This is a genomic window from Bacteroides sp. AM54-2NS, from assembly GCF_003602935.1.
GTDB lineage: Bacteria > Bacteroidota > Bacteroidia > Bacteroidales > Bacteroidaceae > Bacteroides > Bacteroides xylanisolvens.
In genome coordinates this window covers 1-14,814 of record NZ_QTMZ01000055.1, presented here as the reverse complement: position 1 = coordinate 14,814, position 14,814 = coordinate 1, and the positions used below count along the sequence as shown (strand labels likewise).

Sequence of the window (14,814 nt, the reverse complement as noted above, 5' to 3'; positions counted from 1 at the left end):
AAAGATTATCGTTTACTTTGCAAGCCAGTATGTTATCAATACTATGAAAATGAGATTAAAATTTGATTAAAATATAATATGAAAGTAATTGATTTTGGCCAAACTAATTCGATTCTAAACCAGTACATATCCGAAATTAGAAATGTAGAAGTTCAGAACGACCGCCTGCGTTTCCGCCGTAACATCGAACGGATCGGAGAAATCATGGCTTATGAAATGAGTAAAGAGTTTAAATACTCGGTAAAGAACATCCAGACACCACTGGGAATCGCTCCGGTCAGTACGCCGGACAACAATTTAGTAATCAGTACGATCCTACGTGCTGGTCTGCCTTTCCATCAAGGTTTCCTTAGTTATTTCGACGGGGCGGAGAATGCGTTTGTTTCCGCTTACCGCAAATATAAAGATACGCTAAAATTCGATATACACATAGAATATATCGCTTCTCCCCGCATTGATGACAAAACGCTGATTATCACCGACCCTATGCTGGCAACAGGAGGGAGTATGGAACTTAGTTACCAGGCAATGCTGACGAAAGGACACCCTGCCGAAATTCATGTTGCTTCGATTATCGCCAGCCAAAAGGCTATCGATCATATAAAGAATGTATTTCCGGAAGACAAGACGACAATCTGGTGCGCTGCCATCGATCCCGAACTCAACGAACATTCTTACATTGTTCCGGGACTGGGCGATGCGGGCGATCTTGCCTACGGTGAAAAAGAATAAACGTTTAAAGATTCTTCCGATATTGCTGCGGTGAAACCCCAACCTGCTTCTTAAAGAACGTACCGAAATAAGAAGCATTGGGGAAGCCGAAGGCATTTGAAATCTCCTGAATATCTTTCTGCGTATTTTTAAGCAATGAGATGCTCTTACGAATGATAGCTTTGAATATAAGTTCCTGCACGGTATATCCGCAAATACTCTTAGAAACGGCAGAAAGATATTTAGGAGACAAACACAATTTATCCGCATAAAACTCAACACCCCGTTCCTGCATATAATATTTTTCGATTAACTGGATCAAGTGAATAAAGACTTCATTTTTGCGTCCTCCCACTTCCCGCCCGTCATTGACGAGTTTGCGATTATAAATAGAACAAATCCTGTACGTCAATGCAAGTAGAAGTAATTTCTGCTCATAAAGTTTAAATGAATTTTCTTCCGACTGTAACACATTGTCCAATAAGGACATATACTTTACTATCTCTTCTTCCTCACCAGTAGACCAGACACAAGAAGGTTCTTCGGGAGTAAGACGGGAATACATATACATGGAAACAACCAGATTCCCCATAATATCCCGGATCGGTTCTATCTGATAAATCAAAATCCGTACCTCCATGTCTTCCGACTCTTGCAAAACCTGAAACTCGCCGTCTTCGGGAATAAACAAACTTTCGCCTGCTCCTGCGAAATGCTTTTTCTGATTAAGCGAAAACTGGAAATTACCCTGGCGACAAATAATCAGCCCCAGTCCTTTCATTTGGAAAGTTTCTTCAGTGAGGGTGGAAAATTTACAAATATCCCTTCGGAGCTACATATATTTTTCCCACTTAACAAATCGCGTTCAAACTGCAATAAACGATCTTGTCCGCTATCCATCATACTAATATATTAACAGATCATTATCAAAAACGACGCTAAGTTAGCAATTTTCGTTTAGGATAAGGAACAACGAGCACAAATATCATACAAATTAACCCACCATAAATTGTCCATCCCGCCATCTCTTTGAGTGCAGAGAGCGTGGCCTGCACCTGAATACGCCCTTTGGTAGATATAGCAGCCATGTTACGGGCTTCCGTCTCACTCTTTCCCTGATATTTCATACCTTGTACCGTACCAAGGAAGGAAGTGGAAGCATCCGGATTAAGCAGGTCCACATTTTGCGCATAACGGGTTATATAGTGTTGTTGCCGCTCCTGCAAAACATTTGTATAAATTGCTCCGCCGATACTCGGTCCCACAACCATACGCACAGTAAGCATAATACAGATCCAGGTGGAAAGATATTTAAAAGGCATACGTTGATTGGCATAAGCAGCCGTCAGCGCATACAGAATCATCATGCCTGTGGCACGGATGATAACTGCATATTTCAGACGCTCGTAAACTCCTGCCGTTTGTACCTCGAAATACATGAAAACAGCTGATAAAGACAGGAAGAAGAATCCCATCGCAAACAGATACTTAAAATGTAACCCTTTACCTCCCAACACCATAGCAATCACGGCACCAATAGCATAACCTACCATACACCAATTACCTAATGAAGCATTTTGCAGATTATCGAGATGCATCCCCACTCCTGCAAACACATTGACAAACATAGCACTGGAGTTTATCACCATCAATAATAAGTAAAGTAATGCTCCCATACGTATAGTACGCAGTTTGAACGCATCCAGCAAAACATAAGGCGACCGGCGCGTTACATCCATATATAGAAAAATTCCCGCAAACAGAATACTTACAGCTGTCGCCCAACGAATAGATTCGTCATCATACCAGTCGAGTACTTTTCCATAAACCAGCACATACGTGAGACAAGTCAGCGAGATGCAAAATGCAGTGACATTGCCGAACTTACGGAAATTAATAGGAAACCTTCCGGGAAACTTATAATTCGGCATGGTAATAAACAAGAGCAAAATAGAGATCAGGAGAATCCCCATCATAAAGTAATACACATATTTCCACTCATATTCAAAGGACAGCCAAGCCGTCAATGCTGTGCCCGACTGTCCTAGAATCATAAAAAACAGATAAACAGCCGGCTGACTCACACATCTTTCAATGTCCAATTTATTCCAACCGACAGTATCTTTCGGCTCCAACCCCGGAGTAATATTGCGGGTAGCTTCCATTCCACCCGCATACCAAATGAGTGTGAACAGATTGACCATCATCAGTACCATACGCAAGAACCCCGTCAGAAGACTACAAAGCGCCAACAGAAAAACGCTGTCTGTCTTTGCACAGATATAACTGAATATATACATGAACGCAAACCCGACAATACACATCATCTTCTCCCGCCGCACACACACCAACTGATATAGGAAAGGAGCAAAGGCTGCCATACCAATAGAAGTAACAAAGTTAGCAAACTGAATATGCTCGGATATAATGCCAAGCCCGCTCATCATTTCGGTGCTATTCACCGAATAAACCCCGCCTACCGTAAGAATCGGCAGAAAGAAAAATAACAGAATGATAATACCCAACGGTTGGGCATCCAGCTATAAAAAGGATAATTTTTAGGATAAGAGGGCATTAATTTTTGATTTATGAATTATGATTTATGAATTATAGGTGCACGGTGGTTAGAGTTTGGCTTTCACTACTACCATCATGCCTGCTGCTAATCGTTCGTTGTCTTCTTTTGATAAATCGGTAAAGTCGATGCGTACGGGGATGCGCTGTTGGATCTTCACAAAGTTGCCTGCGGAGTTATCGGTCGGCACTAATGAATATTTGGAGCCGGTAGCTCCTGATATAGAGGTGACTTTGCCTTTAAACTCTTTATCGCTAATGGCATCTACTGTGACAAATACTTCCTGTCCGATATGCAGGTTCTCGATTTGTGTCTCCTTATAATTGGCAACGATCCATTTCTGGGTATCAGGAAGAATATAGGTGATGGTCTGCCCTGCCGAAATAAACTGTCCTTCCTCTAATGAGCGACGGCCGAGTTTTCCGTCACAAGGAGCTATTACAACCGTATAGGAAAGATTCAACCGGGCCATTTCGAGCGCAGCTGTTGCTCTTTGAATAGCCGCTTCGGTATTCATGCGACGGTAGGACACTTCATCTACACCGGAAAGAGCTGCTTTTTTCTGCCTTTTCGTAGCTTCCAGCTTCTTACGCGTAGCTTCATAATCAGTGACAATCTGTTCAAGTTGGATAGGAGTAGCCGCATTTCGTTTCACGAGGTTCTCATATCGTTTCCGGTCTTTTTCCAGTTTCGCCAACCGTACTTCAATCTCGGCAATAGACGCATCGTAAACAGATGCTGTTGTCTGCGTGGTATTGAGTGTAGCATTGATGACGGTCGCACCGGCTTGCGCATCTTTCAAGGCAGCTTCAGCCTCCATTACGCGAATTTTATATTCACGATCATCCAGTACCAGCAAAGTATCTCCTTTATGTACCTCCTGATGTTCTGTAAAGTAGATTTTGTCAATGTAACCTGAAGCACGTAGATTGATAGGAGACACATATTGTTCTATTTGTGCATCGTTACTAGTCTCCGTCTGGCTATAATTCAAAAAAAGGCAGATCACTTCAATCACTCCCCAAACAATAATAGCCACTCCGAGAAGGCTGATAGCAATCTGCCAGCGACGAAGTTTCTTCATTTTTTTTGCTTTCTCCTGATGAGTAGCGGAAGGAAGGTTATTTTCCATTGTTTCCATATTTATGATTGTTATTTGCGTATTATTTGACTAATGATTCTATTTGTCCGGTTAGTTTAAGCAGCATCAGGTTAGTCACCCGATAGTTATAATGTGCGCTGATATAGTTGTTTTGAGCTTCGCTCATCTGCATTTCATCTTGCAGCACTTCCGTCATAGAAGCAATGCCTTCCCGGTAACGGTCGGAAGTGACTGCGTACACATCTTCGGCAAGCAAGTAGTTATCCTTCTGTTTCTTAAAGTTACGCTGATTGTTCATCAGGTCGTTCACAGCATTCAGATATTGAGTTTGCAAATTCTTCCGGGCATCTTCCCATGCCAGTCTTTTGTTCTCTATATCGATCATCGCCTTCTTTATTTTATAGGTTTTATCCAGTCCGTCGAAAATCGGAATACGCAAGGTTAGCCCCACTCCATAGGAACGAAACCATTGATTGGACGGACCGGAGTGGAACCAATGATAACCTTTATCCGTATATGCAGCATATCGCCAGCTGCCTGTCAGACTAAGAGAAGGGATATATCCATTAGTAATGATCTTCTTTTGTCGTTCCGCCAGTTGCACTTGCGATTGTGAGAGTTGAAGTTCATAGATATTTTCCGACAAGCCGGTCAGGGCTACCGTAGTAATGCTATCGGTATTTACCGGTGTCAGCGCGATTTCCTTTTCAGCCGGATAATCCATAATGTATTTCAGCATATTCAATTGCTGTTTCATCATTGCTTGTGCATTGTCATATTGCACCTTCAGATTTTCCAAATTGATATTGACTCTTTTCAGATCGACTTCCATAGACATTCCATTATCGAAGAAAGCCTGTGTAATATCTCTCAATTCTTCCAGACGGATGATATTTGCTTTTATCAGCATGATTTGTTCGGCCGTGACCTGTCCGAGATAATACATCTTACTGATTTGAAGAATAACATCTTCCCTAGCTTTTCCATAAGACAGACGACTGATTTCTTCCATCACTTTAGCTATGGACATAGAAGTATAAAGAGTCTGATTGAAAAGCGGCATCTGCATTTCCAGTCCTGCATTAGCAGAATGTTGCAATGTTTTCGTTATATTATAGGGAACTCCGTAAGATGAACCGTCTGTGACTGACACCGGAGGATCAAAATTATTATTATAACCGGCTATCGCATTAATTTGCGGCAGCAGCTTCGAACGGTTTTCAGATACGCCATATTTACTTTTTTGTATTTCTTTACGTTTCCCTTCTAACGACAAGTTATTGTCAATACCAATGCGGAGACAATCCTCTAATGTCAGAATCTCTACCTCCTGTGTGTTCCCACGTAACACGAACAAGAAAAAAAAGGAAAAAATGAATAGTAGTCTTTTCATAACATAATGCTCTATTATTGGCTACAAATTTAGTAGCTTACAGCATAATAAGACTATCCACAAACTATTTGTTTATATTCATATTTTCCTTTTTCAATGAACAAACAATAAACAACTACTCTCAAAGACATTACACTTAATATGTTTCTATGGACAGCGTTTGTTTTTTCATATTTTTTTAGTGAATGTAAAATAAGGGCGGCGCTCTTTGTGAGGAGGAGTGCCGCCCTTATTTTATAACCTTACCATACATTATGAAGGTTAATGACTATTACATTTCGCTTAAGACTTCTTCGCAATCTTGTTCCGCTGCGTCCACGCAAGGACCATAACTCCGATCAGCAACAAAGCCAATGCTGCATAAGCAATACTTTCTGTAACCTGTATGCTTTGTGGATCAAACCACATTTCGATGGTATGTTCTCCTGCCGGTACATTTATCGCACGCAAGATATAATCTGCACGGGCAATATCGACGGGCTGACCGTCAATAGTCGCCTGCCATCCCGGATAATATATTTCGGAGAAGACAACAACTCCGTCTTTAGGAGTGGAAGCCTTGTAAACCAGACGATTCGGTTCGTAGCTAGTCAACTGGATGGTAGATAGAGAATCTTTATATCCTTCTGTCACACCTTTCAATTGTTCTTTAAACTTCACATCCACTACGGCTGTTTCTGTTGGAAGAATATCATTCAAAGCATCGATTTCTTCATTTGCATTATTTACATACTGCACCTTGTCTACGAACCATGCATTGCCGTATGCATAAGGATTTACCACAGGAACAGCCTGCCCTTGCTCTCCGGCAGGGAAAATGAAGTACTTTGTATTCAGCATATTCAGTACACGGAATTTGGAAGCGTCTACACTGTCCATCTGTCCGCCGGCAGTAGCCACCGCCTGATAGGTTTCCTGCATTTCGGGCACGATATGATGATCGATCATTTCCTGATAGCGACGGAGCTTCGCTGCATGATAGCCACCGACACTTTTATGCCAGTATGCTGTATTGTTTTCATTAAACGTATTACCGGGAAAGCCTATAAAGTTCAACACACGATAATTTAAAGTAGTATCCTGAAGAATCATCTCATCCGCCTGTGTTTTAACAAACGCTTCCGTCTGTTTGGATTTCGGCACAAACTGTTCGTCATTCAAATAGCGTTTATTGACGCTCCACATATCTATCAAACATAAAAGCGCAATACCAGCCAATGTGAAAGAAGCTTTCAACTTCCGCTGTTGATATAAGAATAAAAACAGGCAACCAATCATTATAATAAAGAAACTACGCCATGCGTCCGAAGCAATAATAGCTTCACGCATTTCAGTCAGGTTTGCCACAAACGGAGCCAAATGTTCGGCTGGAAGTGCTTGTTTCAAAGCAGCCATCTCTTGTGTCGTAATAAAACCGGAGAAGAAAGCACCCGGAGCAACAGCTAAAATCAACGCAACACCAGCAGTCAGTACCAAAGTGGCAATCACCCCTCCACGGTTCTCTTTCAACTTCAGCGTATCCGGTTTGCTCAAAATCTCTTTCAAAGCAAAAATCGCCAACAAAGGAATGGTAAATTCAGCAATCACCAGAATGGAAGATACAGCACGGAACTTATTGTACATCGGGACGTAATCGATAAAGAAGTCCGTCAGTCCCATGAAATTCTTTCCCCATGAAAGCAGAATCGAGAAGATAGTAGCTCCTAGCAATGCCCATTTCAGAGGACCTTTCACTATGAAACAACCCAATACGAACAGGAACATCACAAATGCCCCAACATATACAGGACCGGCTGTCCACGGTTGCTCACCGAAATATTGCGGCAACTGCGAATAAATGCCGCTATACATTGGATTGGCCTTTGCCATAGCAACTTCGCTTTGCGACATCGTAGACCCTGATCCTCCTCCTTTTACGTTCGGAACCAGCAACGTCAATGTCTCGCCAATACCATAACTCCAGTTGGTTATGTAGTCACGGTCCAACCCGCTACTTGTCTGGCTGGCCACAGCGCCCTCCTGCTTCAATTCGCTCTTGCCGCGCATCGTCTCCTTACTATATTCATAAGTATGATACAGATTGGAGATATTGATACAAACTCCTACCACGGCAGCCAATGCCAAAATTGCGCTGGCCTTGAAGAAATGGGGCAGTTCTTTCTTTTTATAAGCATCTTCAAAGTACGCTCCCACAAAAAACAGGATCACAAACATGAAATAATAGCTCATCTGAATGTGATTCGACTGAATCTGAAGGGCGATGAACAGCGCTGTAATAATTCCACCCAACAAGTATTTCTTCCGGTAAGCCAGAACGACACCCGCAATCGTAGGTGGGATATAAGCCAACGTCACAAACTTCCAAATGTGCCCTGCCGGTATCAGAATGAAGAAATAGGAAGAAAAAGCCCATATCACTCCGCCCAATCCTGCCAGCCAAGCCGATATTCCGAAAGCCCGCAAAAGAATATAGAATCCGAGCATCATAATAAAAGTCAGCACTACATAATCCGGGAGAAAGAGGCGATAAACCTTCTCCACCCCTTTCAGGGACGTTGTCGAGTCGTAACTCGGAGACATCTGATAGGTAGGCATACCTCCAAAAATCGAATTCGTCCAGCGCGTACGTTCTCCGGTACGTTCGAGATACTCTTTCGATTCTTGTCCCGCGCCGACTCCGGCAGCCGTGTCATGCTGAAACAAGATACGACCTTCAATATCAGCCGGAAAAAAATAGGCGAAAGAAAGAATGATAAAAGCCAGAATGGCTATTAAGTCGGGAAGAAACTTTTTCATTTACAATGACACGATTTACTATTTACGATTGAAGTTTGAATATAAAATAAATTACGATCTGACAATCCAATATTTACAATTGATAACGGTAGAATACCGTTCTCCCACATTTATCAATCGTAAATAGTAAATCGTCAAATCGTAAATCTAATTAGTATCTATAATGATCTGCTTTATAAGGTCCGTCCACTGACACACCAATATAGGCAGCCTGTTCAGGAGTCAACTTAGTCAATTTCACGCCGATCTTTTCAAGATGCAGGCGGGCAACTTCTTCGTCCAGATGCTTCGGCAAGCGATATACATTGATATCATATTTCTTGTTGAACAGTTCTATCTGCGCCAATGTCTGATTAGTAAATGAATTACTCATCACAAATGACGGATGACCGGTTGCACATCCCAGATTTACCAAACGACCGTCAGCAAGCAGAATGATGCTGTGACCATCCGGGAAATAATAACGGTCTACTTGTGGTTTGATGTTCACACATTTGATACCCGGATAATGTTTCAAGGCATCTACCTGAATTTCATTATCGAAATGACCGATGTTGCAAACGATAGACTGATCTTTCATTTTCTCCATGTGGTCGATACGGATAATATCGATATTACCTGTAGTAGTCACAAAAATATTGCCTTCCATGCAAGCTTCTTCCATAGTCACCACTTCAAAGCCTTCCATGGCAGCCTGCAATGCACAGATCGGATCTACTTCCGTCACGAGTACCCGCGCTCCGTAAGAACGCATAGAATGAGAACAGCCTTTACCCACATCACCATAACCACATACTACCACCACTTTTCCGGCAATCATCACATCCGTTGCACGCTTGATACCGTCAGCCAGCGATTCGCGGCAGCCATACAGGTTGTCAAACTTAGATTTTGTGACCGAATCATTCACATTGAATGCCGGGAACAACAGTTTGCCTTCTTCCTGCATCTGATACAAACGGTGTACGCCTGTCGTAGTTTCTTCAGACACGCCACGCATTTCTTCCGCTACACGATGCCAGCGAGTACTGTCTTCAGCCAATACTTTCTTCAAGATTGCATTCAGTTCTATTTCGTCCTCTGCATGTACTTCTTTATCCAATACGGCAGCATTATTCTCTGCATCATAACCTACGTGAATCATCATCGTAGCGTCACCGCCATCATCTACAATCACATTCGGTCCTTTACCACCTGCAAAGCTCAATGCTTGCAATGTACACCACCAATAATCAGCAAGAGTCTCCCCCTTCCATGCAAACACAGGCACACCCGTAGCAGCAATTGCAGCCGCCGCATGATCCTGCGTTGAATATATATTACAAGAGCACCAACGTACTTCAGCTCCTAAAGCCACTAACGTTTCAATCAGCACAGCCGTCTGAATGGTCATGTGCAACGATCCCATAATGCGGGCACCTTTTAACGGTTTGGATTCTCCATACTTTTCGCGAAGAGCCATCAGGCCGGGCATTTCTTTTTCTGCCAAATCGATTTCCTTGCGTCCGAAATCAGCAAGCGTAATATCTGCCACCTTATAGGGCAGAGTAGAGAATAATTCTGTAGACATATTGTAAATCATTTATATATAATGAATGCAAAGATAGAACATTCTGATTAGTAGGGCAAAAGCTATCCGTTTTTTTTATATTATAATAACTTGGGAGACAATCCGCGTCTCGGAATATTGTCTTATATTTGCAACAGATAAAACAAATTCTACAATATTCTAATGAATAACAATAAATCTTCTATGAGACATTACGAGGGCAAAACGAAGGAGGAACTTTTAAAAATAATCGAACAATTAGAAGAGAAGATAGATTTTCTTTCCTCCCATCTTTCGCCTCCTTCCCAAGAGCGTTTTCGCGATAAATACAGCACCCGGATATTGGATGCCCTCCCCGATATGCTCACCGTCTTCGACCATGATGCCAATATTATAGAGCTTGCTTCTTCGCCGGCAACCAACCACGTAGAAGGTATCAATGCCAGTAATATCACCACCACTAACGTAAAAGATATTCTGCCGGAAGAAGCTTATGAGAGTGTCCGCAAGAATATGGATAAAGTGATCCTCACGGGAGAAAGTTCCACAGCCAGACATGACCTGATGTTGGACGGTGTTTTACATCACTACGAAAACCGCATCTTTCCGTTGGATAATAAATATCTGTTGTGTATGTGCCGTGATATATCCCAACAATGGGAAGCAGAACAGACGAACGCGCAACAACAGAAAGAGTTGAAGGCCGCCAGAGTCAAGGCAGAAGAGTCGGATCGGCTGAAATCTGCTTTTCTTGCAAACATGAGCCATGAAATACGCACTCCGCTCAATGCGATTGTCGGATTCTCCAAACTAATCACTTTCGCAACATCTACGGAAGAGAAGAATCAATATGCGGAAATCATCGAACGAAATTCGGAAATGTTACTGAATCTATTCAACGATATTCTGGATCTGTCCTCACTGGAGGCCGACTCTTTAAAATTCAACATCCGTCCGATCAAGTTAACAGATATCTGTCTGCAACTGAAGCAACAGTTTTGCCATAAGACGCAAAACGGAGTCAAACTTATTTTAGATGATGTAGATGCGGACATGTATGCCTCCGGTGACTGGAATCGTATTATACAAATTATAAGTAACTTACTTAGTAACGCCACAAAGTTTACCCCCAAAGGAGAAATCCATTTCGGGTATCGGGAAAAAGAGGATTTTGTAGAGTTCTACGTGAAAGATAGCGGCATCGGTATTCCGGCAGAAAGAGTTGCCACTATTTTCCGCCGCTTTGGAAAGGTCAACGATTTTGTTCAGGGAACCGGATTGGGGCTGACTCTTTGCAGAATGTTAGTAGAAAAAATGGGAGGACGTATCTGGCTGCGCTCCCAGGAGGGGCAGGGAAGCAGGTTCTATTTCACTCTCCCTTTGATTCGCCAATAAATGTGTCAGTCGAGGTTACAAATACCTGTATCCGAGGATGACACTTATATGACTATTTACAATTAGATACAGAAAACGCGGCCTGTCGATGACAAAGCCGCGTTTTCTGTATTATCTATATTTGAAAAATATTTCTTTATTTCTTAGCAACCGGGGCACTAAGCATTTCTTTGTATTTCACCGGATCATTCAGTATTTTCATCGCTTCCTTCAAACCGTCATCATCCTTCAACTGCTGGATGATATTACCCCGTTGATAATAGTAACGTTTGATAATTTCAGTAGCAATCATTTTCTTTATGTCGGTAGAGAAATAATCCAAGTCACGGTCGAGATTATGGTTCAACTTCTTCTCTAGCACTTTGAATTCCTCTGAAGCGTCATCCATATATCCTTCAAACTCGGCAGCTTCTTTCAACGTTTTCAGAATCTTCTCACTCTGTTGGTCATACTTGAAGTCGGCTTTCTTCACCAATGCTTTAAAATCATTATAATCAGCATCTGTCACCTCAAACTTCTCCGGAGCAACGATAGTGGGATGTTTCAAACAATACTGCGTTGCATAATCGAAGATTAGATTATCACGTACCAAATAGAAAAGGATATTCGGTAATTTCTCTTGTTTGATCGTAATATCCGGCATTACACCACCTCCATCACGGACTTCACGTCCGGCAGCCGTATAGAATACCTTAGTTAAACTGTCGGGAATAGTGCCGACACTTCCGTCTTCATTGCGATGTTTGTAATCAATAGCCTGCACGCAACGGCCGCTCGGAATATAATATTTGGAGGTAGTCACTTTCATCGTTCCGCCATAAGGCAAAGAACGGGGAACCTGTACCAGCCCTTTTCCAAAAGTACGGTTACCAACGATCACAGCACGGTCGAGATCCTGCAAAGAACCTGATAAGATTTCAGAAGCAGAAGCCGTTCCGCTATTTACCAGTACGGCAATCGGAATATCCAAATCCAACGGTTCGCGCAACGTTTTATAAGTGTTACTGGCCTGTTTGATTTTTCCTTTGGTCGTCACAATCACTTTTCCACGCGGCAAGAAATAATTCGCAATTTCTACTGCTTCATCCAACAGTCCGCCGCCATTACTACGAAGGTCTATCACCAATGAAGTAGCTCCCTGTTTCTTCAAATCCAGAAACGCTTTCTTAAATTCTTTGGAAGGATTGCCGGAAAAAGTACTAAGGCCGATGTAACCTATATTGTTATCCAATACGGCAGTATAAGGTATTGCCGGATTCTGAATAGACTCACGCACAATTGTGAACTCCATCGGCGTACGTCCGCCTTTCACATTCGGACGCTCAATCTTCAACTAAAACTGGTCCCTGCCTGCCCACGCAACATCTGGCTGACTTCCGCATTATTCTTACCGGCAAGGTCTTTTCCGTCAATCTCCATCAGGATATCTCCCGCTTTCAGTCCGGCTTTTGCAGCAGGTGTTCCCTCAAAAGGTTCAGAAATCATCGAACGCTTTAGTTTCGTATTATAAGCAATGTAAGAACCTATACCACCGAATGATCCTTTAATCATCTGTTCCAACTCACTCTGATCTTCTTCCGGATAATATTCCGTATAAGGGTCCAAGGTGTAAAGCATATTATCGATCCCTTCCCGAATCGTTTTATTCGGATCGATGGTATCTACATAGAACATATCCAGTTCTTTCACAATCGCGTTAAATATATCCAGATTCTTTGCAATCTGGAAATTACGGTCGTCTCCGCTCTTGAAACTAAAGAAAGCAACTGTGGCTATCACCGCTACTGCAACAATAGCTATTCGCCTGTTCAGCAATTTTTTCATACCTCTTTTTAATCTAAATGAGTCGTAAAAGTAGCTTAATCCTTTGTTATTCTGCCAGAATCCTGTTAATATTTAACTTAATTTCATCCCAGCGTTCCTGTGGCATCGTTGTTCCGATTACCTGAATAACATTTCCCGAGAGAATAGAACCTATTTTTGCACATTTATCCAACGAGTATCCACAGGTCAATCCATATAAGAATCCGGAAGCGAAATAGTCACCAGCACCGGTAGTATCCACCACTTTCTGAACCGGAATGGCCGAAACCTTTATTTCCTCTGTTCCTTTGCGGATATAAGAACCGCTTGCTCCGACTTTTACAATAGCAATACTGCATTTCTTGGCAATCACTCCCAAAGCTTCCTCCGGCTCCTTGCCGGTAAAGGCTTTCGCTTCTTCTTCGTTTGCAAAGACGATGTCGACATATTTGTTTATTAATAAAGAGAAGAACTCCAGATCATTGGCCACAATATTATAACTAGCCATATCCAGACAAATCTGCAAACCTGCTTCCTTAGCCAGTTCAATGGCATGAAGAATCATTTCATGATCCTGAACGAGGTAGCCTTCTATAAATAGGTACGCGTAACCTTTAAACATATCCAGCGTCAGTTCTTCCGCTCTCAAAGAAGCGGCTGCTCCCAGATAGGTTCCGAAAGTGCGCTCTCCATCCGGTGAAATAAAAGTGGATGCCACACCGGAAGGTAGTCGGTCCGAGTTCAATAATTTGTCTTCAATCTTATTTTTCTGCAGATTTTCACGAAAAAATTCTCCATAATTATCATTTCCCACTTTTCCGATAAACCCTGTTCCGGCACCCAAACAAGCCAGTCCAAGGATGGCATTTCCTGCCGATCCGCCTGTTGCCAAGTGGGTTTTCATCTGTGAAAATTTTATGTTAATCTGCTGTAACTTAGCGTCATCGATGAGCTGCATGCTTCCTTTGGGTAAACCCATTTCATCCAAAAGAGTATCATCCTTCAGGGTTGCGAGTACGTCTACCAGGGCGTTGCCCAATCCTATTATTTTGTCCATTCCTAATATTTTTTTTTGCAAAGATATTGCATATTTCAAAAAAACCTAGTACTTTTGCATCGCAATTGAGAAAAACATTCTTCCTTAGCTCAGTCGGTTAGAGCATCTGACTGTTAATCAGAGGGTCCTTGGTTCAAGTCCAAGAGGAAGAGCGAAAAAAGAGGTAAATCAGAAGATTTATCTCTTTCTTATTTTTCGGATCCAATGTTTTTCGGATCATAACGGAAACAGTGGGCTCAGTCTGAAACCTTGGGGGATTGCGTTAAAATTCTTATTTTTGCATCATGAAAACATCCTCTTCCCAAACGATTGATCCTGTTGCTTCTTTAAGCTTGTTCTTGCCTTCAGGAATCCTTGATTACTTTACCCTAGTCAATCATGTTTCTCAGGATACTTGCTTTATTCTTTATTTAGAGGAGAAAGCCACTATTCC

At 42.2% G+C, this 14,814-nt stretch carries 7 protein-coding genes, 1 tRNA gene and 3 pseudogenes; 3 read left to right on the top strand and 8 right to left on the bottom strand.

Features of this window, described 5'->3' with window-relative positions:
* The first annotated feature begins 78 nt into the window (after positions 1-78).
* Entirely contained in the window at positions 79-732 is a 654-nt protein-coding gene (gene upp, locus DXA05_RS22455; protein WP_004296418.1) for a uracil phosphoribosyltransferase, read from the top strand.
* Between the two features lie 4 nt (positions 733-736).
* Here the strand turns inward: upp and DXA05_RS22450 are convergent.
* From DXA05_RS22450 to ahcY, 6 genes and pseudogenes are all read right to left on the bottom strand, one after another.
* Positions 737-1,611: pseudogene (locus tag DXA05_RS22450) on the bottom strand (helix-turn-helix domain-containing protein).
* Between the two features lie 38 nt (positions 1,612-1,649).
* Positions 1,650-3,286 (bottom strand): annotated as a pseudogene (locus tag DXA05_RS22445) (MFS transporter).
* A 49-nt stretch (positions 3,287-3,335) separates the two neighbouring features.
* Positions 3,336-4,427 (bottom strand): HlyD family secretion protein, encoded by a 1,092-nt coding sequence (locus DXA05_RS22440; RefSeq protein WP_008642648.1) that lies wholly within the window; start codon positions 4,425-4,427, stop codon positions 3,336-3,338.
* 22 nt (positions 4,428-4,449) lie between these two features.
* Positions 4,450-5,781 carry a TolC family protein gene (locus DXA05_RS22435; protein ID WP_128859646.1) on the bottom strand — a complete coding sequence of 444 codons (1,332 nt, stop codon included), beginning with the start codon at positions 5,779-5,781 and terminating at the stop codon, positions 4,450-4,452.
* A gap of 282 nt (positions 5,782-6,063) precedes the next feature.
* Positions 6,064-8,577 carry a YfhO family protein gene (locus tag DXA05_RS22430; RefSeq protein WP_128859645.1) on the bottom strand — a complete coding sequence of 838 codons (2,514 nt, stop codon included), beginning with the start codon at positions 8,575-8,577 and terminating at the stop codon, positions 6,064-6,066.
* Between the two features lie 151 nt (positions 8,578-8,728).
* The gene (ahcY, locus tag DXA05_RS22425; protein ID WP_008642653.1) at positions 8,729-10,147 is read right to left on the bottom strand and encodes an adenosylhomocysteinase; all 1,419 of its coding nucleotides are present in this window, start codon (positions 10,145-10,147) and stop codon (positions 8,729-8,731) included.
* A gap of 183 nt (positions 10,148-10,330) precedes the next feature.
* Between ahcY and DXA05_RS22420 the strand changes: the two genes are divergently transcribed.
* Positions 10,331-11,521: an ATP-binding protein gene (locus tag DXA05_RS22420; RefSeq protein ID WP_004317526.1), complete on the top strand. Its 1,191-nt coding sequence runs from the start codon at positions 10,331-10,333 to the stop codon at positions 11,519-11,521.
* A 136-nt stretch (positions 11,522-11,657) separates the two neighbouring features.
* Here DXA05_RS22420 and DXA05_RS22415 read toward each other — a convergent pair.
* Both DXA05_RS22415 and DXA05_RS22410 read right to left on the bottom strand, forming a co-directional pair.
* Positions 11,658-13,345: pseudogene (locus tag DXA05_RS22415) on the bottom strand (S41 family peptidase).
* Positions 13,346-13,391: 46 nt separating this feature from the next.
* Positions 13,392-14,381 (bottom strand): adenosine kinase, encoded by a 990-nt coding sequence (locus DXA05_RS22410; RefSeq protein WP_008642658.1) that lies wholly within the window; start codon positions 14,379-14,381, stop codon positions 13,392-13,394.
* 78 nt (positions 14,382-14,459) lie between these two features.
* On the opposite strand from DXA05_RS22410, the gene DXA05_RS22405 reads away from it, so the two are divergent.
* Positions 14,460-14,533 (top strand) — tRNA-Asn (locus DXA05_RS22405).
* Positions 14,534-14,814: the final 281 nt, after the last annotated feature.